Raw genomic sequence first — 16,515 nt, 5'->3', positions numbered from 1 at the left:
AATACCAGCTTCGTGGTAGCTTGTCCTTCGTGCGAACGCCGGCATCTCTCGGCAGCTTGCGCGCAGCCACCCGCGCCGAGCTGGAGGAGCAGTACGTGACCCGCGACCCGGTCGAGGTACCCTCGGGTATCTTCCGCGGTCAGCTGCTGATGTGGCTAGAGACACCGGCTGCGACCCATCCAGTGCTGCGGCCGATCGAGGAGCTGATGTTCGCCCGCCTCGCCTGGTGGGTGGACTTCGATCGGCAATGTTGGTTCTGGTTCGACCCGCGCCTGGCCGTTGGGCATTTCGAGCCGAGTGTGGGGCCGTCGCGCTGGCGCAATGGCGAGACCATCCGCTTCCTGTACGACGACCGTCGGCTGCCGGGGTTCGTGAATCAGTTCTTGTACGACGAGGCCACACCGCTGTCGGACGAGCTGTGCCTCGGGCTCGGCGGGATCTCGGCGGGGCGCGGGCGCGGAGAGCAGTTCTTCTTTGCGCTACAGCGCGTCGGGTGACTCTCGAGCCTCGAGCGAAGCGAAGATGGCGTCCGCCAGGATCTGGCCGAGCACCTCGAGGGTCGTTCGGCCCTCCGCGGCCGTCGCGCTCGCCGGCGAGCCGAAATAAGCGCGCGGGCCACCGGCGGCCTCGAAGCTGGTCTTGCCCTCGCGAATGGCACGCGACAGGCTCGAAGGGTTGTCCGGCAATGACCGCATCAGCTCGTCGCGCACCAGGGCAGGTTGCTCCGCCATCACGATCGAACCTTCGTATTGCCCTGCGTGGCAGGCCCCGCTCTTGAACTCGTCGGTCAGCCGGAGCGCCCAGGGTTTGCGCGTGACGTCCGGGAAGACCACGCTGGCCACGGACGACAGCGCCGCCACCGCGGCGTGCAGTGAGCCGATGTGCTGGGGCTCGAGGTGGGCGTTGGCGATCGCGATCTGATTCACTCCGTGGCGCGCCAGCGATTTCACGATGTCGACGACCAGCGCCGTCGCGGTCTCCGGCTGGACCGAGATCGTCCCGGGAAAACCCGCCGCGTAGCCGGCTGAGGTGTAAGCCAGCGGCGGGGCGATGCGTGCGTCCAGGTCTCGGCTTCCGAGCAACTGAGCGCCCGCGCGGGCCATGCCCTCGGCGATGATCACGTCGGTCGAGAGCGGGAGGTGCGGCCCATGCGCCTCCGTCGCGCCGACGGGCAAGATCACCCAGAGCTTGCGTTTGTCGAGCGCCTTCAGCTCCTCGAAGGTGAGGTCGCCGAGGAGCGCCGAGCTCACGACGTCTTCCCGACCCGGTCGGCGAACTCGGCGATGCGTTCGACCAGTAGGTCGAAGTCGTGGTCGAGGGTTGCCAGGTGGTACGAGCGCTCGAGGACCAGCTCGGTGGCGTTCTTGCCGGCCAGGAGCTTCAACAGCGCCCTCGAGTTTTCCGGAGGCACACTGTGATCGTTCGGGGAGTATGCGACCAGCGCGGGAACCGACAGAGTCTCGAGGCCGGTTCGAATTCGCGAGAGCTGCTTGAGGAACGAGTTGCCCGCCTTGGCCGGGACCATCTCGTACGCGCGTTCGTCACCACCCTTGGCGATGTCGTTCTTGATCAGACCCGCGGCCCCCGCCGGCACCACCGGCAAGATGTACTCGAGTACCGGCGCCGCCTTGGCAATGAATCCTTCTCGCTCGAGGATCGTACAGTTGATGGGCACGACCCCGGCGACGTCCGCGGGTCGTGCGCAGGCCACGTCCAACGCGATGGTGCCGCCCATGCTGAGGCCGACCAGAACCACGCGTTTGCGGCTGTGCACGAGCTCCGAGAGCGCGCGGTCCATCTCCCAGCGCCAGTCGCCATAGCGGGTCTGGGCCATGTCGCGCCAGTGGGTGCCGTGACCGGGCAATCGGATCACTTCCACCGCGAACCCCCGGCCGGCGAGCGCTTCGCCCAGGGGACGTGTTGCGGTCGGGTTGCCGGTGAAGCCGTGAGAGACCACGACGCCGATGCCGGCGCGGGAGCCGGTGCCCGGCGCTGACCAAGCCTCCGCTCCGGACATGACGGGAAATCGGTCGGACATGGCGGCAGCATAGAAGTAACCCCCACCCAGGTCCACGCGTTGATCGCCGCGCGCCCCTCTTGACCTCCCGCCGTGTTGGTCGTTTCGTGACGGGCATGTCCGTCGATCTCCCGGAGCTGCTCAACCTGGCCGACCGATTTCTGGGCGAGCGCGTCAGCGAGGGGAAGGGCGACAAGATTGCGCTGATTGCGGGCGACCGCCGGGTCACCTACGCGGAGGTGAAGGCAGCGGCGAATCGTTTCGCCAACGTGCTCGGCGAGCTTGGGGTCGATCCGGAGCAACGGGTGTTGATCGGTTTGCCGGACCTCCCGGAGTTCGTGTTCAGCCTGTTCGGTACGCTCGCCAACGGCTCGGCAGTGGTGATGGTGAACACGCTGCTGAAAGAGGAGGAGATCGCCTATTTCTACCAGTACACGCGGGCGAAGGTCGCCGTCGTGCACCGAGATCAGGCCGAGACCTTTGCGCGGGCCGCCGCGGGCGCCCGGGATCTGAAGACGATCCTCGTCGTGGGCGGGGCGCCGCCTGGCCTGGCGAAGACGGCCTCTTTCGAGGACTCGATGGCGCGGGCCAGCGCGGACCACGAAAGTTATCCCACTCACCGGGACGACCCGGCCATCTGGCTCTTCTCCGGCGGCACCACAGGGCGGCCGAAAGCGGTGGTCCAGACTCACGGCTCGTTCGCCAACACGACGGAGCTCTACGCGAAGCGTGTGCTCGGTTACTCCGAGTCCGACGTGACCCTGAGTGTGCCGAAGCTGTATTTCGGCTACGCCACCGGCTCGAACCTGTTGTTTCCGTTTTCGGTCGGGGGCACCAGCATCTTGTTCCCGGAGCGATGCACGGCCGACGCGCTGTTCGAGCAGATCCGCCGCCATCGGCCCAGCATCTTGATCAACGTCCCCACGATGGTGAACCACATGGTCAGCCATCCGGCTGCGGGAGAGCAGGACTTGTCGTGTTTGCGCTTCGCGACCTCGGCGGGCGAGGCGCTGCCCGTCGAGCTCTACCAGCGCTGGAAAGAGACCTTCGGCGTCGAGCTGCTCGATGGGCTCGGAACCGCCGAGATGTGGCACGTGTTCATGACCAACCGACCTGGAGACGTCACCCCCGGGACGCTGGGCAAGGTCGTGCCCGGGTTCGAGGTGCGAGTCCGGGATGACGAGGACAGGGACCTGCCCGATGGCGAGGTCGGTTGGCTGTGGGTCAAGGGCGCCTCTCGCGCCATCGCCTACGTGCAAAACATGGAGAAGACCGCCAGCGCGTTTCGCGGCGAGTGGTACGTGTCAGGCGACATGGTGAGCCGCGACGAACAGGGGAACTTCACCTACGCGGGCCGCGGCGACGACATGCTGAAGGTCGGTGGCAAGTGGCTCGCCCCCGCCGAGGTCGAGAATTGTCTGCTCCAGCACCCAGCCGTCAAAGAGGCTGCGGTCGTTGGTGTCCCGGATGAACACGGCCTGGTCAAACCCCACGCCTTCGTAGCGGTGCACCAGCAGGAGGCCGGTCTGGCGGAGCAGCTCAGGACGTTCGTGCGTGACCAGCTCGAGCCGTACAAGGCGCCTCGGGAGATCGTGTTCATGGACATGCTGCCGCGGACGCACCTGGGCAAGGTCGATCGCGGGCGACTGCGCAGAGGCTGAGGCGAACATGAGCGAAGCGGTCGCGCGGGCGATTCATCACATCGCGCTCGGTGCGCGGGATGTCGAGCAGGTGGCTGGGTTCTACCGCGACGTGTTCGGTCTGCCCGAAGTCGCGCGGCACTTCACCGAGACGGGAGAGCTCAGATCGGTGTGGCTGTCGACGCTGGGCAGCGTGCTGATGGTCGAGCGAACCTCGGAGCCCACGCGCTTGGTGACGGGCGTGGGCGGGGGGCCATTCCTGCTCGCGTTCCGTGTGGCGCCGGGAGAGCGTGCGGAGCTGGAGCGACGGCTCGAGCAGGCCGGTGCCCCGCTCGAGTCACGAACCGCCGAGAGCTCCTACGCGCGGGATCCCGAGGGCAACCGCGTGGCGATCAGTCACTATCCGCTTCCGCAGGGGGCGGGTTAGTGGAGAAGGACCAACAAGAGCTGGGACTTCTGTCCATCTTTCACTTCGTGATGGCGGGGTTGGCGGCGCTGGCGGGCAGCATCCCGGTCGTGCACCTGCTGATCGGTCTGAAGATGCTCAGTGACCCGAGTTTCGTGGGCGGTGGCGCGGGCCCCCCGCCACCCTTCAATCCCGGCTGGATCTTCGCGGGGGTCGGAGGTCTGTTGATCGTGATGGGATGGACTTGGGCCTTCGTCTTGCTCTTCGCGGGGCTCTCGCTGCGGTCGAACCGCCGGTACTGGTTCTGCTTCGTGGTTGCATGTCTCACTTGCCTGAACGTTCCCCTGGGCACTGCCCTCGGCATCTTCACCGTGCTGGTGCTCAGTCGCCCGAGCGTGAAACAGCTCTTTGGCGTCCCTGGCACGTGAGCTCGATGTGATTGGCCCATGTTCGCGCGGCCGAACGGCGCTCTGGTCGTTGTCTGGCAGGACGACCGCGCCGGTGTCCGCCGCATCTATTCGTCCCGGCTGAACTGAGTCTACCCTCGCGGGATGGCTACTCTGCACACTTCCATCGAGCATCGTGTCGCGACCATCACACTCGACCGCCCCGAGCGACTCAACGCCTACACCGTCGAGATGGGCATCGAGCTCTATGGTGCACTGCACGCCTGTGATCAGGACGACGAGGTGCGTGCCATCGTCGTGACCGGTGCGGGCCGGGCGTTTTGTGCCGGCGCCGATCTGGGGGCGGGGGGCGCGACCTTCGCGCGGGAGCGCGCGTGGCAGGCTGCGCGGGAGCTCGAACACAAGACCTCCCCGTGGGTGCTCAAGACGCCGGTCATCGCGGCCATCAACGGGCCTGCCGTGGGGATCGGCGCGACCCTGCCCCTCCAGTGGGACATTCGACTGGCGTCCGACCGCGCCAAGATCGGCTTTGTGTTCGTGCGGCGCGGGATCTGCCCCGAGGCCGGCAGCACCTGGATCTTGCCGCGCTTGGTGGGGTCGGCGCGGGCGGCAGAGCTGCTCCTGACGGGGCGGATCCTGACCGCGGATGAAGCCCTCGCCTACGGTCTGGTGAGCCGTGTCGTCCCACACGAGGAGCTCATGACGGTCGCCGTCGCGATGGCTCGAGACATCGCGGACAACACCGCGCCGGTTTCGGTGGCCATCACGAAGCAGCTCCTGTGGCACCAGCTCGGCGAGACCGATCCGGCCGCCGCCAAGGCCTTCGAAGATCTGTTCTTCGACTGGATCGGCAAACAGGCCGACGCGGCGGAGGGGGTCAACTCGTTCCTGGAGAAGCGCGCGCCGGAGTGGAAGCTGAAGAAGAATCAGCTGCTGCCGCCGGAGCTGCAGAAGCTGCGCTGAGCGGCGACTTCACTTCGATTGGAAGTCGCTCTGGGCCTTGGAGGCCTTCTTCTGGGGCAAGGGCATTTGCGGATTGGCCTTGGCCGGCGGCGGCGGTGTCGGCTGCGGCTGCTGCGGCGCGAAGTTCGGCTGCGGTGGCGGTTCCGACGGTGCGGGGACGGGGTACGGGTCGAGGCTCGAACCCTTTTGTGGCGCCATCTTCTTCATGTCCGGAGCAGGCGCCTTGGTCGGCTCGCTGTTCTTCGAGTCCGGCGGCACGGGGGCGTTGCCCGATGTCGAGGGCGCTGGAAGCGGGACGGGCTCCGCGCTCGGGGCGGGTGCCCCGCGTCGCGCGGCGGCGCTGCGCGCCTCCTGAATGGCGGCGGCTTCGTCACCGACGGGATCGATGGCCTTCGCTCGATCGAGGCCTTCGAGACACGGCACCCAGTCCCCCGCGTTGCAACGCTCGAGGGCCACACGACGCAGCTCGCGGGCTCGTTCGTCGGGCGGGGTCTCGCGGGCGATCTCGTCGGGAACTGGCTTGGTGCGGTTCGCGAGCCATGCCCAGAGCACGACCCCGATCACGGTGAGCGTCGCCGCGGCGGCGAGCTGTGCCGCCCAGCGCGAGCGAAAGTGTTTTCGCAAGCGCGACACACGCTGGCGCACGCGCGTCGCGGGGAGCTGCTCTTCCTCCGCGATGTGCTCGAGCTTCTCGCCGTCGCCCTCGCGCAGCATCCAGTCCAAGGTGCTCTTGGCGCCTTCGGCCTCGGGCAGCTCCTCTTCGGCCCAACGCAAGAGGTCGCGCGCGCTCAGCGGCGCGCTCTCTGCAACGGCCTCGTCGGCGACGCCGTCCCGCGGCTTCTCGCGCCCACCCCGACGGTGCAGGTCGACGATCTTGTTCTTGGCGATACCAAACACCCAGCGCCGGAGATCCTCGGGGCTCTCGGGGGCCTCCCGCGCGGCGAAGGCATCCGCCAGCGTCGCTTGCACGATGTCCTCGACGTCCGGTTCCGAGACCCGTCCCCGCACGAAGCGAATCAGGCCGGCGCGAAGCTCCGGCGCCGCGAGGAGGGTTCCGCGACTGTCGAGGGCGGGCATAGCCATTCCGATGATCCTGGGCGGACATCGGCTCAGGAAGTAAAACTGTGACCGAAGGCGGTCTTCGTGCCGTAAGCTCCTGAGCTGAAAGGGGATTTCATGCCGCGCCGGAACCTGCCTCCGCTCGCTCGGGCCATCGTGAAGGGCCTCGCCGAGGCTTCAGACCCGACGCGGGCGCCGGCGATGCAGGCCTACATGAAGTCGAGCATGCCCTTCCGAGGAGTTGCTTCGGCGGAGCGACGCGCGCTGGTGAAACAACGGCTCCGTGCGCACCCGCTCGCCGGCCGGAGGGAGTGGGAAAGCACCATTCGAGCGCTCTTCGACGGTGCCGAGTTCCGTGAGGAGCGCTACGCGGCAGTCGATCTGCTGCTCATGCCGTCGCTGCGGAGGTTTCTCACGCAAAGCGCGCTTCCGCTTCTCGAGCGGCTGATCACTCGCGGCGCATGGTGGGACTACGTAGACGCGTTGGCCGCACATGGCATGGGTCACCTGCTTCAAATCGAGCCGGCTGCGATGAGGCGGGTGGTGCGTGACTGGTCTCGAAGCTCGAACCTGTGGAAGCGCCGAAGCGCGATCCTGGCTCAGCTTCGCTTCGGTCCGAACACGGATCTGCCGCTGCTCTACGCGTGCATCGAACCGAATCTGAAGGATGAAGAGTTCTTCATACGGAAGGCCATCGGTTGGGCGCTCCGGCAGTACGCCTGGATCAATCCCGACGAAATCCGCAAGCACGTGGACAAACTCGGAGCGCGCCTCTCACCCCTCAGCCGCCGCGAGGCACTGAAGAACGTGACGAAACCGCTCAAGCGTGGCGCGCGTGGGAAGCCCCTCGCACTGCGAACGTCGCGCGCAAGGAAATCGGTTCGGCGATGAAGACTCCGGCGCCGCTCCCCGAGTCCGAGTGGGCGATCGAAGTCCTCGTCCCGGGCGGTGATGGAATGACGCGGATCTCCGACGGGCGCGTCGGCTTCGCCTCCCGTGCGCTGCCGGGAGATCGGATCCGTGTGATCGCACACACGCTTCACACGAGCTGGGTACGAGCCGACCGCTGGGAGCTGGTTCTACCGGGGGAGGCCCGTGTTCCTCCGGTCTGTCCGGTGCAGGCGACGTGCGGCGGCTGCGAGTGGATGCCCCTCGCACGCCCCAGTCAGATCGCAGCCAAGTCCAGCATCATCCGCGAGGCACTGCGGCGCATCGGCGGGCTCGGCGACCTGCCGGGAGAGGTCGACACGCGGAGCGTCGGCAGCGATCTGGGCTACCGCAACCGACTGCGCTTGCACGTCGACACACTCGGGCGGATCGGCCTGTATGCGCCGGAGTCCCACGACCTCGTGGAAATCCCCGGATGTGTCGTCAGTGACCCCGCCATCAACCGGACCCTGCTGAGGATCCGCGAGCTGGCCGCGGACGAGCCGCAGGCGCTGGCGCGCTGGGCTGAAATCGAGATCCGCGCTGCGCCGGCGGGGCCCCCGGTCTCGTTGTGGCTCGTGCCCAGGGGCCTCAGAGCACCCTCACCGGCGGAGCGAGCGCTGCTTGCTGCCTTCAAGCAAGAGTGGCTCGCGGTCGAACGTGGCGCTGCCGACGGGCCGGTCGTCGACCAGCAATGGCCGTTGCCGAACGGCGCCGAGCTTCGGTCGCCGCCCGGAGGTTTCGTCCAGGTGAACTGGCCAGTCAATCTGGAGATGGTCACCGCGCTCCTCGATGGCGTGAAGACGCGCGGCATCCGCAGCTTCATCGAGCTCTACGCCGGGGCCGGCAACTTTGCGCTGCCGCTCCTGCTCGCGGGTCTCACCGGCGTTGCCATCGAGCAGTCCGCCGGGAGCATCCGTGCTGCGCGGCGGTCGGCGCGCGCGCTCGGGGTCTCGGACGATGCATTCGTCACCGGCGAGGCGGTGCGAGAGCTGTCGCGGCGCAGCAAATCGCGTGACAAACCCGACCTCGTCTTCTTGGATCCGCCCCGCGGCGGCGCACGGGAGACCGTGCGGCCTCTGCTCGAGCTGGCCCCACGCTTCATCGCTTTCTGTGCGTGTGATCCGGTGACCCTCGCGCGTGACGTCAAGGCCCTGAGTGCAGCCTACGCTGTGGATTCCGTGGCCGGATTCGACATGTTTCCACACACTCACCACGTCGAGACGCTGATCTGGCTTCGCGCCAAGAGCGGGTGAATCACCGCCGGTCGCCTCGCTCGCCCTTGGCGGACGCGAATGAGCCGGGCAAGATGCCCGCCTCATGTCGAACTGGCGAACACATCCGGATCAGGAGACCAAGGGCTGGCCGCCTGGTGTCCCGTACATCATCGGCAACGAAGGCTGTGAGCGCTTCAGCTTCTACGGCATGCGCTCGATCCTGACCTTGTACATGGCGGACGTGCTCTACAAACACCACCCGCTGTTCGAGTCGGCGCCCAAGGACTTCGCCAAGGAGCACTACCACCTGTTCGTGGCCGCCGTGTACGCGTTTCCGATGATCGGCGCCATCTTGGCCGACCGCTTGATCGGCAAGTATCGCACGATTTTCTGGCTTTCCTTGGTGTACACCGCGGGACACGCCGTGCTCGCACTCGGCGAGGGCTCGGTGTGGGGACTCTGGCTCGGCCTCGGCCTCATCGCCGTGGGTTCGGGCGGAATCAAACCGTGTGTCTCGGCCAACGTCGGCGACCAGTTCGGACGTTCGAACTGGTTTCGCGTCAGAACGGTGTACCAGGCGTTCTATTTCATCATCAACTTCGGCAGCTTCTTTGCGACGCTGATGATTCCGTGGCTCTGGAAGCGCTTTGGCATCAGCATCGCCTTCGGCGTCCCGGGTGTCTTGATGGCCATCGCGACGTTCGTGTTCTGGCTGGGGCGTCACAAGTTCGTGCATGTGCCTGCCAGGCCGGGCGGAACCATCGGGCTTCTGGACACCCTCAGTTCGACGGCGCTGTTCATGTCCGTCGGTCACTTCTTTTTCACTGCAACCAAGCCACTCTGGGTCCAGGTCTCGGCGACCCTCGTGCACCTCGGCATCGGTTTTGTGCTGTTCGAGATCCGACAGCGCAAACAGCCGGATGATGGCTTTTTGGCGGTGCTCTGGTTCGCGATCAAACGCTACTTTGGCGGCGACAAATCCCAGGCGCCGGCCTTGGCCGATGGCGACGCTGCGGACGAGAACGCCGCCAGTCCGGAGCTGACGGCGGAGGTGCGCGCCCGGCGCAAGAAGCTCTCCGAGAGCCGCTTTTTCGGCCCCGCGGTGCGGCACTTTGGCATCGGCACGGTGGAGGGGCCGGTCGCGGTGCTGGCCATCATGACCGTCTTCTTCCTGGTGAGCCTCTTCTGGGCGCTGTTCGATCAGCACGGCTCGTCGTGGGTGATTCAGGCCAAGGCCATGGAACGCGTCGTCCCGCTCTTTGGTTCGGACCCCATCGACCCGCAGCAGGTCGCCGCCCTGAATCCATTGATGGTGATGATGCTGATCCCGATCCTGAACTACGGGCTCTATCCGCTCGTGGAGAAGCTCGGTGTGAAGGCCACGCCGCTCCGCCGCATGACCGCCGGCATGCTGGTGGCGTCAGCGTCGTTCGTCGCGGTGGCGTTGATTCAGCAGCGCATCGATGTCGAGGGACCGGGCAAGGTGGCCATCGAGTGGCAACTGATCCCTTACCTGATCATCACGCTGGCCGAGGTGCTGGTGAGTGTCACGGGGTTGGAGTTCGCCTACACTCAGGCGCCCAAGCGCATGAAGAGCACCATCATGGGGTTCTGGTTGCTCACCGTTGCGGCGGGCAACGTCCTGGTCTCGGTGATCTCGACCATCAAGCTACCGGAGGCCCAGTTCTTCTGGCTGTTCGCCGGACTCATGGCGGGCGCGGGCGCACTGTTTGGTGTGCGTGCGTACTTCTACAAGCAGCAAGATTTCATTCAGGACTGAGGCGAGCAGACTCGGACGCCGAGCGTCGGGGACGCCGGAGCGGCATCGCCCCGGACAGCACGGTGCGCGCCTCGCCGACGTCGAGCCGTGCGGTGTGCAGGAAGCCCCGGACCGCGCGGTCGATCAACCCTGCGAGGGTCTTCATGCGCTGCAGGCGGACGAGCACGTCGGGTGACACGTCGCCGGACGCGCGGGCCAGGCGCTCGGCGCGCTCGAGATCGAGCTTCACCCCATGCACCAGCCGCGCCTCACGCTCTTCGATGACGCGGCCGAGCATCTTCATCAGGGCCGTCTCGGCCCGGAAGTGCCACGACGCGTCCTCGGGCGCGCGCACGCGGCTCACCACTCCCCACTGCTCGAGCTCGCGGGTCACCATGGACACCGCACCCTTGGAGAGCTCGAGCGCGTCTTGCAGCTCCAGGGCCGTCATGGGGCGGCCTCGCAAGTACAAGAGTGCCCAGACGCGGCCCTGGTTGCGCTTGAAGCGCCAGAACTCGATCACCGTCCCGACGGCGTCGACCACCAGCGCCTCCCACTCCGTCAGCGTCGCACCGGCCGGGCGGGCGGCGGAACGAGGGTGTTTCACGCTTTCCTCGCGCGCCGTGGATCCGACAGCAGCGATTCGGCGAAGGCCCAGATCAAATCGACCGCGGGGTGACCGGAGTCCGGCGCCAGGGCGGTCCTTGCTTCAGCGACGTCACGCAAGACCGCGTCGAGGGTGCGGTCCACGGCGCGTGTGTCGAGCACGGCCTCTCCGAGCTCGCGCGCGACGTCCATCGAGACCGGAAGCGAGCGCCAGGCCTTTGCGAAACGCGTCCCCAGCTCCGGGTGCTCCTCGCACGCAAAGAGCACCGGCAGTGAGGGGTTTCGCTCCTTGATGTCGCCGTAGCGATCTTGGTTCTGGTCCACCAGATCTCCCAGGTCGTCCTGCATCTGAAAGGCCATGCCCAGGCTGCGCGCCGCCGCCTCGAAGCGGCGCGCCCGTGCCAGGTCTCCCGAGAGAATGCCCGCTGCGAACCCACACAAGCCGAACAGAGCCGCGGTCTTCCCCATCGCGACCTCGCGCCAACCGCTGGTCGACAACGAGGCGTCACCGCGCACCTCGACTTCGCGCACCGCTGCGCGGGCCATTTCCGCCACGACTTCAGCCGCTCGGGTGCTGAGTGCCTGCGGGTATCGGGCCAAGCGAACCAGGGCACGCGACAAGAGGTGGTCCCCGGCAAGCACAGCGACGACGTTGCCGTGGCGCGCGTTGACTGTCGGCAGCCCACGCCGAAGCTCTCCCTCGTCGACGACGTCGTCGTGGAGCAAGCTGGCGGAGTGGATCAGCTCGACGGCGACGGCCGCGTCGACCAGGCCCTCCTGCGGTGCGCCGGCGACCTGCCCCAAGAGCAACACCAGCTGGGGGCGCGCCCGCTTGGCACCGTGTGTGATGCACAGGTGCCGCTCGGCGGCCTTCATGAGACCCGTTGCCGGTCCGTCGAGCTCCTGCTCGAGCGCCCGCTCGATCTCCCCCAAGTCCACCCGCTCGCGAGCGGCAGCCCGTGCCGTTTCGACGGCGCTCATGCTCATTGACGGGCATGTAGTTCAAGACCGCTTGAACTGCAAGGCGCGGGGGCGCGCGGGGAAATTGCTTGGGGACGCGGGCTCGTCAGTCGTCTTGGCGCGCCCGCGCAAACTTGCGGCGCAGCCGTTCCACGGCGGCGTAGAGCTTGGCCTGCTGCTTCGGCGTGATCAGCTTTGCGACCTCGTCCATTTCCTTGTCACGGACCGCATTGAGCTTCTTCTGGGTGCTGCGAAACCCTTCGATGTTCTTCTTGTACTCCGCGTCGTCGTTGCTGTCGGCTTTCAGTAGATCGCGGAGGGCGCGTCGGTAGTCCCGGTGCTGGCGCTGCAGCTTGACTCTTTCGGGCTCGTACTTGGTCAAGATCTTCTGGACCTGGTCGGCCTTCTTCTCGTCGAGGCCGACTTCCTGACGGAGCACGCGCGTCTTGAGCTGTTTCAGGCGCTGCTGAACCTTTGCGCGTTTCTCCTCGGCCGCCTTGCCCTCGGCGTGAACAGGTGAGACCGCGAAGAGCAACACGAGCGCCAACACACATTGGACCAGCATGCGGTGCATCAACCACCTCCAAGATACGAGTCTGCGGCCGCCAACCAGCGGTCGAGCTCGCGTTCGTCTGCGTCGTCACCCGGAGCCGACAGCCCATCCATGCCGAGCCCATCATCGGGGGCAGCGAGGCCGGCGACCGGAGCGCTCTCTTCGAGGTCCGCGTCGGGTTCCTCCGTCGCCGCCAGTTGCTGGGGCTGCAGAGCTTCGGGAGGGTGTCCCACCGATGAGGGCGAGGGTGCGACGGGGGACTCGGTGGTGGTGGCCGTGGTGCGAGCGGTCTCGACCTCGCTCGGCCCGCCGCGATAGACGACCACCGCGAGTGCTCCGGCAAATACCGCAAAAATCGGGGCGAATGCCAGCCAGCGACTGCGACGCCGGCGACCGGGGACGTCGGCGGCGCGTGCGCGCAGCTTGGTCAGCTGCATACCGTCCGGCGCCTCGGCAGTCTCGTCGAAGAGCGCAGCGAGCTCGGCTTCGTCTCGTTCGCGGTCGGGGGGGGTCATGACTGCACCGAACTTTCCTCTCCGGCCACGAGATCGGCAAGCTCGCTCCGGAGCTCCTTCATGGCCATGTGCACGAGCACTCGCGCGGAGCCTTCCGTAGTGCCGACTGCTTCCGCGATCTCGGCGTAGGACAAGCCCGCGTCGAGGCGTAGCATGGCGACACTGCGCCGCTTCTCCGGCAAGGTGGCGAGCGCGTCGCGGACTCGCCGAGCGGCATGGGCCGCGCGCACCAGCTCCGCGGGTCCGGGCAGGTTCTCCGGTGCGTCGGCCGACTCCTCGCGCACGCGGCGGCGGCGCTCGCCTCTGAGCAGCGTCTGTGCCCTTCGCACGGCGTGGGCTGCGAGAAACGCGCGGAACGAAGTGCCGGGCTGGTATCGGGCCAGACGTTCATGGGTGAGGGCCAGGGCGTCCTGCACCGCATCTTCTGCCAAGCTGCGGTCGCCGCAGGCGCGGGCTGCGATGCGGTAGAGCAAGCTGAGATGGGGTTCGACCAGCGTGGCGAACGCCTTTCCGTCGCCGTCGAGCGCGCGGGCGATCAGCTCGTGTTCGACTGACACGCCGTCGAGCTTTTCACCTCGGTTGGGAAGGGCCGCCACGAAAACGCCGGTTGTAAGTTCCAAGGGCACTCTGGCGACGAATGCCGCGGCCGGGGTGTTGTGTTAATTCAACGCGCCAGTAGCTCGTAATGTCTCAGCATTTTTGGGGTGTGGGTCAGCGTCCCTGGAAGCTGGGGGGGCGTTTTTCGAGGAACGCGCTCAGAGCCTCTCCGAGGTCTTCGGAGGCCAGGAACGCCGAGTTCCACGCAGCGACGTAGTCGAGCCCGTCGGCCACCCGTCGGCCAACGCCGAAATCGAGCACCCGTTTCACTCCGCGCACGGTGAGCGGCGCGTTTGCGGCGATCGCGGCGGCGAGGCTCTCGGCCCCGGCGAGCAGCGCCTCCGGATCCGCAAAGATCTCGTTCACGAGCCCGATGCGCTCCGCTCGCTCGGCCGAGATGTCCTTGCCGGTGAAAGCGAGCTCGCGAGCGGCGCCCTGACCGATCAAGAGGGGCAGACGCTGGAGAATGCCGAGATCGGCGACGATGGCGATCTTGGTCTCGCGCACCGAAAAGCGCGCATCACTGGTGGCCAGCCGGATGTCGCAGGCGCTGACGAGATCAATGCCGCCTCCGATGCACCAGCCGTGCACCGCCGCGATGACCGGGACCGGACAGCTCGCCACCTTGGTGATGTGCGCCTGCAGCCGCAGGATCGTGCGATGGAGCTCGCCACGAACGGCGGCAGTCCCGCCTTGGAGGCTCGGCCCCAGCTCGGCGAAGGCCGCGGGCAGGTCGAGACCGTAGGTGAAATGTTTGCAGCTCGAGCGGAGGACGACCGCTCGCACGCTGTCATCCTGCGCGATCTCTTCGAAGGCCGTGCCGAGCTCATCGAAGAACACCGGGGGCATGGTCGGGCGGTCGAGCACGATGCTGACCACGTGTTCGTTTCGTTGCACGTGAAGGGTTTCGGGCATGGCAGGATGCCGCATACCTCATGCGCGCAGATCTCGCCATCGTCGGACTTGGCACGGCTGGAGCGGCCCTCGCGGGATTTGCCAGCGAGCGCGGGCTCAGTGTGATCGGCATCGAGCGCCAGGCGGCGAAAGAGGCTGGCGCTCGCTGGATCAACGGCGTTCCCGGCTGGGCGTTCGACGACGCCCGCCTGGCTCGACCGACGGGCGCGGAGCTGTTCGGCAGCGGCCACGAGCTGCACCTGCTGGCCGGCTTTGGCCCGCGCCGAGTCACCGTTCGCGGGCACGACGTGCTCGAGGTCGACATGCGGCACCTGGTCGAGCGGCTGCAGAGTCGCGCGCTCGCTCAGGGAGTCCGATTCCTGGAACACACGCGTGTCACCGGTTTCGATGGGCGCCAGCTGGAGACCTCGGCCGGAGCGGTTTCGGCGAGCTGGTTCGTCGATGCGTCGGGGCTGGCGGGAGCGCGCTTGCTCCAACAGCCGCGCGTGGTGAAGGGGGACATCTGCGCGGCCGCCCAGGAGGTGCGGGCCGTGACCAATCTGTCCGCGGCGCAGCACTTCTTCGAGCAGCACGGCGTGTCGCCGGGCAACACTCTGTGTTTCACCGGCGTTGCCGGCGGCTTCTCGGTGGTCAACGTCCGGCTCGTCGGAGATTGTTTCAGCATCTTGACCGGGAGCATTCCCGGCGACGGGCACGCTTCCGGGCGCGCGCTGATCGACCAGTTCGTCGCGGAGCACGATTTCGTGGGTCCCGTGCTGTTCGGTGGTGCCCGCGCCATTCCGCTCAGTCGGCCTCTGGACGTTCTCGGTCGGGACAACGTCGCGCTCCTCGGTGACGCTGGCCGTCAGGTCTTCTCGGCCCACGGCTCCGGCATCGGAGCGGGTTTGCTCGCGGCGCGCATGCTTGCTGACACCCTGGGAGACGGGCTCGGCCCGCACACGTATGCGCTCCGGTGGCACCGTAAGTACGGTGGGCTGTTTGCCACCTTCGAAGCGTTTCGGCGCTTCTCGCAGCAGCTTTCGGCGGAGGATCTGGGACGCATGATGTCCGCGGGTCTCCTGGACGTAAGGAGCGCGCGCGCGGGGCTCGAGCAGCGTGTGCCGCGTCCGAGTCCAGCCGTGGTCGCGAACGCGCTCCGTGGGGCCGTGAGTGAGCGGCGAATTGCCCGACGGCTCGTGCCCGCGCTCACCCGTGGCGCCGCCGCCTCGTTGCTCTACGGCCGCTATCCAGAAGAGCCGTCGGGTGTTCCAGACTGGTCGGCAAAGCTAGATAGGATCTTGGGTTAGCGGCGTCACGAAACGAGCGATGGCTTCGAGCACCTTCGTGTCCTCGTCGGTCTGAGTCGTTCCGCTCCGCTTCAACTGGGTCTTTGTGACCATCAGTGAGTGGTCTCCGCCGTCTACGACGTAGAGCGCGCTCGTCGTCGTCATTTTTGCGCGAGCTTGCTCGAGGCGATCGAGCGGACAGAGTTTGTCGCGCGTGCCTTGAACGAAGAGCACCGGGACACGCAGCGCGTGGAGGACTTGGTCCCGCAGTTGCCCGTTCTGCCCGACCAGCGGATAGCCGAGACACACCAGCCCGAGTACCGGGGCCGGCAGCAGGTGGGGCTCCGTCGCGACGTGGCAGCCGACTCGAGAGCCCATGCTCTTGCCGACCAGAATCAGCGGGGCGGTGCGGCTCGACAGTGCGTTCTGGACGACTTCGCGGTGGGCGCTGACGAGCGCCGGTAGACGATCCGGGCGCCTCGACCCCGCGGCCATGTACGGATAGTCGAAGCAGTGAACGTCACCCAGGGTCTCCAGACGCGTTTTCCAGCCTGCCATCCACGCCGAGGAGGAGGAGGCCCCGGCGCCGTGGGCGAAGACGAAGATCGGTCGGGTCATCGGCGGTCGCGCAAAAGTTAGTGCATTTTTCCGAGCTGGGGCCGGGTCGCGCCCGGCGACTCGTGTCTCGAGGCCGGAAGCGGGCGGCCCG

Annotated in this window: 19 protein-coding genes; 9 read left to right on the top strand and 10 right to left on the bottom strand. The window is 67.1% G+C overall.

Annotated elements, in window-relative coordinates:
- The first annotated feature begins 29 nt into the window (after positions 1 to 29).
- Positions 30 to 497, top strand: coding sequence for a hypothetical protein (locus IPI67_28905; GenBank protein ID MBK7584208.1), 468 nt, complete (start codon positions 30 to 32; stop codon positions 495 to 497).
- Here IPI67_28905 and IPI67_28900 read toward each other — a convergent pair.
- Complete coding sequence (locus tag IPI67_28900) at positions 480 to 1,250, bottom strand: creatininase family protein (GenBank protein ID MBK7584207.1); 771 nt, start codon at positions 1,248 to 1,250, stop codon at positions 480 to 482. The two genes, IPI67_28905 and IPI67_28900, sit on opposite strands and share 18 nt — an antisense overlap.
- On the bottom strand, positions 1,247 to 2,038 hold the full coding sequence (locus IPI67_28895; GenBank protein ID MBK7584206.1) for an alpha/beta fold hydrolase: 792 nt from the start codon (positions 2,036 to 2,038) through the stop codon (positions 1,247 to 1,249). Before IPI67_28895 ends, IPI67_28900 begins: the two co-directional genes overlap by 4 nt.
- A gap of 95 nt (positions 2,039 to 2,133) precedes the next feature.
- On the opposite strand from IPI67_28895, the gene IPI67_28890 reads away from it, so the two are divergent.
- From IPI67_28890 to IPI67_28875, 4 genes are all read left to right on the top strand, one after another.
- Positions 2,134 to 3,678: a benzoate-CoA ligase family protein gene (locus IPI67_28890; protein MBK7584205.1), complete on the top strand. Its 1,545-nt coding sequence runs from the start codon at positions 2,134 to 2,136 to the stop codon at positions 3,676 to 3,678.
- Between the two features lie 7 nt (positions 3,679 to 3,685).
- The gene (locus IPI67_28885) at positions 3,686 to 4,084 is read left to right on the top strand and encodes a VOC family protein (protein MBK7584204.1); all 399 of its coding nucleotides are present in this window, start codon (positions 3,686 to 3,688) and stop codon (positions 4,082 to 4,084) included.
- Positions 4,084 to 4,491 (top strand): hypothetical protein, encoded by a 408-nt coding sequence (locus IPI67_28880; protein ID MBK7584203.1) that lies wholly within the window; start codon positions 4,084 to 4,086, stop codon positions 4,489 to 4,491. The genes IPI67_28885 and IPI67_28880 overlap by 1 nt, the downstream gene beginning before the upstream one ends.
- Before the next feature lie 123 nt (positions 4,492 to 4,614).
- Positions 4,615 to 5,433, top strand: coding sequence for an enoyl-CoA hydratase/isomerase family protein (locus IPI67_28875; protein ID MBK7584202.1), 819 nt, complete (start codon positions 4,615 to 4,617; stop codon positions 5,431 to 5,433).
- 9 nt (positions 5,434 to 5,442) lie between these two features.
- Here the strand turns inward: IPI67_28875 and IPI67_28870 are convergent, their stop codons facing one another.
- A complete protein-coding gene (locus tag IPI67_28870; protein ID MBK7584201.1) occupies positions 5,443 to 6,516 on the bottom strand; it encodes an RNA polymerase sigma factor in 1,074 nt (357 codons plus the stop codon).
- Between the two features lie 93 nt (positions 6,517 to 6,609).
- On the opposite strand from IPI67_28870, the gene IPI67_28865 reads away from it, so the two are divergent.
- From IPI67_28865 to IPI67_28855, 3 genes are all read left to right on the top strand, one after another.
- The gene (locus tag IPI67_28865) at positions 6,610 to 7,383 is read left to right on the top strand and encodes a DNA alkylation repair protein (GenBank protein MBK7584200.1); all 774 of its coding nucleotides are present in this window, start codon (positions 6,610 to 6,612) and stop codon (positions 7,381 to 7,383) included.
- Positions 7,380 to 8,675, top strand: a complete 1,296-nt coding sequence (locus IPI67_28860) for a class I SAM-dependent RNA methyltransferase (protein ID MBK7584199.1) — start codon at positions 7,380 to 7,382, stop codon at positions 8,673 to 8,675. The genes IPI67_28865 and IPI67_28860 overlap by 4 nt, the downstream gene beginning before the upstream one ends.
- A 64-nt stretch (positions 8,676 to 8,739) precedes the next feature.
- On the top strand, positions 8,740 to 10,416 hold the full coding sequence (locus tag IPI67_28855) for an MFS transporter (GenBank protein ID MBK7584198.1): 1,677 nt from the start codon (positions 8,740 to 8,742) through the stop codon (positions 10,414 to 10,416).
- Here IPI67_28855 and IPI67_28850 read toward each other — a convergent pair.
- The 6 genes from IPI67_28850 to IPI67_28825 form a co-directional block, all read right to left on the bottom strand.
- Entirely contained in the window at positions 10,403 to 11,002 is a 600-nt protein-coding gene (locus tag IPI67_28850) for a MarR family transcriptional regulator (protein MBK7584197.1), read from the bottom strand. The genes IPI67_28855 and IPI67_28850 overlap by 14 nt on opposite strands.
- Positions 10,999 to 11,982: a polyprenyl synthetase family protein gene (locus IPI67_28845; GenBank protein ID MBK7584196.1), complete on the bottom strand. Its 984-nt coding sequence runs from the start codon at positions 11,980 to 11,982 to the stop codon at positions 10,999 to 11,001. The genes IPI67_28850 and IPI67_28845 overlap by 4 nt, the downstream gene beginning before the upstream one ends.
- Before the next feature lie 85 nt (positions 11,983 to 12,067).
- Complete coding sequence (locus IPI67_28840) at positions 12,068 to 12,535, bottom strand: periplasmic heavy metal sensor (protein ID MBK7584195.1); 468 nt, start codon at positions 12,533 to 12,535, stop codon at positions 12,068 to 12,070.
- The gene (locus IPI67_28835; GenBank protein MBK7584194.1) at positions 12,535 to 13,029 is read right to left on the bottom strand and encodes a hypothetical protein; all 495 of its coding nucleotides are present in this window, start codon (positions 13,027 to 13,029) and stop codon (positions 12,535 to 12,537) included. The genes IPI67_28840 and IPI67_28835 overlap by 1 nt, the downstream gene beginning before the upstream one ends.
- A complete protein-coding gene (locus tag IPI67_28830; GenBank protein ID MBK7584193.1) occupies positions 13,026 to 13,586 on the bottom strand; it encodes a sigma-70 family RNA polymerase sigma factor in 561 nt (186 codons plus the stop codon). Before IPI67_28830 ends, IPI67_28835 begins: the two co-directional genes overlap by 4 nt.
- Positions 13,587 to 13,740: 154 nt before the next feature.
- The gene (locus IPI67_28825; protein MBK7584192.1) at positions 13,741 to 14,556 is read right to left on the bottom strand and encodes a crotonase/enoyl-CoA hydratase family protein; all 816 of its coding nucleotides are present in this window, start codon (positions 14,554 to 14,556) and stop codon (positions 13,741 to 13,743) included.
- A 5-nt stretch (positions 14,557 to 14,561) separates the two neighbouring features.
- Here IPI67_28825 and IPI67_28820 point away from each other — a divergent pair, with 5 nt between their 5' ends.
- A complete protein-coding gene (locus IPI67_28820) occupies positions 14,562 to 15,827 on the top strand; it encodes a hypothetical protein (protein ID MBK7584191.1) in 1,266 nt (421 codons plus the stop codon).
- Here IPI67_28820 and IPI67_28815 read toward each other — a convergent pair.
- Positions 15,807 to 16,424, bottom strand: coding sequence for an alpha/beta fold hydrolase (locus tag IPI67_28815; GenBank protein ID MBK7584190.1), 618 nt, complete (start codon positions 16,422 to 16,424; stop codon positions 15,807 to 15,809). The genes IPI67_28820 and IPI67_28815 overlap by 21 nt on opposite strands.
- Positions 16,425 to 16,515: the final 91 nt, after the last annotated feature.

It is taken from the genome of Myxococcales bacterium, assembly GCA_016706225.1.
Classification (GTDB): Bacteria; Myxococcota_A; Polyangia; order Polyangiales; family Polyangiaceae; genus JADJKB01.
This window is presented reverse-complemented; position numbering and strand designations above follow the sequence as displayed.

Bases quoted from the DNA above. Each gene is read 5' to 3' on its own strand.
- IPI67_28835 (MBK7584194.1), bottom strand. From the start codon at position 13,029: ATGACCCCCCCCGACCGCGAACGAGACGAAGCCGAGCTCGCTGCGCTC.
- IPI67_28870 (MBK7584201.1), bottom strand. From the start codon at position 6,516: ATGGCTATGCCCGCCCTCGACAGTCGCGGAACCCTCCTCGCGGCGCCG.
- IPI67_28865 (MBK7584200.1), top strand. From the start codon at position 6,610: ATGCCGCGCCGGAACCTGCCTCCGCTCGCTCGGGCCATCGTGAAGGGC.
- IPI67_28895 (MBK7584206.1), bottom strand. From the start codon at position 2,038: ATGTCCGACCGATTTCCCGTCATGTCCGGAGCGGAGGCTTGGTCAGCG.
- IPI67_28840 (MBK7584195.1), bottom strand. From the start codon at position 12,535: ATGCACCGCATGCTGGTCCAATGTGTGTTGGCGCTCGTGTTGCTCTTC.
- IPI67_28860 (MBK7584199.1), top strand. From the start codon at position 7,380: ATGAAGACTCCGGCGCCGCTCCCCGAGTCCGAGTGGGCGATCGAAGTC.
- IPI67_28885 (MBK7584204.1), top strand. From the start codon at position 3,686: ATGAGCGAAGCGGTCGCGCGGGCGATTCATCACATCGCGCTCGGTGCG.
- IPI67_28855 (MBK7584198.1), top strand. From the start codon at position 8,740: ATGTCGAACTGGCGAACACATCCGGATCAGGAGACCAAGGGCTGGCCG.
- IPI67_28820 (MBK7584191.1), top strand. From the start codon at position 14,562: ATGCGCGCAGATCTCGCCATCGTCGGACTTGGCACGGCTGGAGCGGCC.
- IPI67_28845 (MBK7584196.1), bottom strand. From the start codon at position 11,982: ATGAGCGCCGTCGAAACGGCACGGGCTGCCGCTCGCGAGCGGGTGGAC.
- IPI67_28890 (MBK7584205.1), top strand. From the start codon at position 2,134: ATGTCCGTCGATCTCCCGGAGCTGCTCAACCTGGCCGACCGATTTCTG.
- IPI67_28815 (MBK7584190.1), bottom strand. From the start codon at position 16,424: ATGACCCGACCGATCTTCGTCTTCGCCCACGGCGCCGGGGCCTCCTCC.
- IPI67_28875 (MBK7584202.1), top strand. From the start codon at position 4,615: ATGGCTACTCTGCACACTTCCATCGAGCATCGTGTCGCGACCATCACA.
- IPI67_28825 (MBK7584192.1), bottom strand. From the start codon at position 14,556: ATGCGGCATCCTGCCATGCCCGAAACCCTTCACGTGCAACGAAACGAA.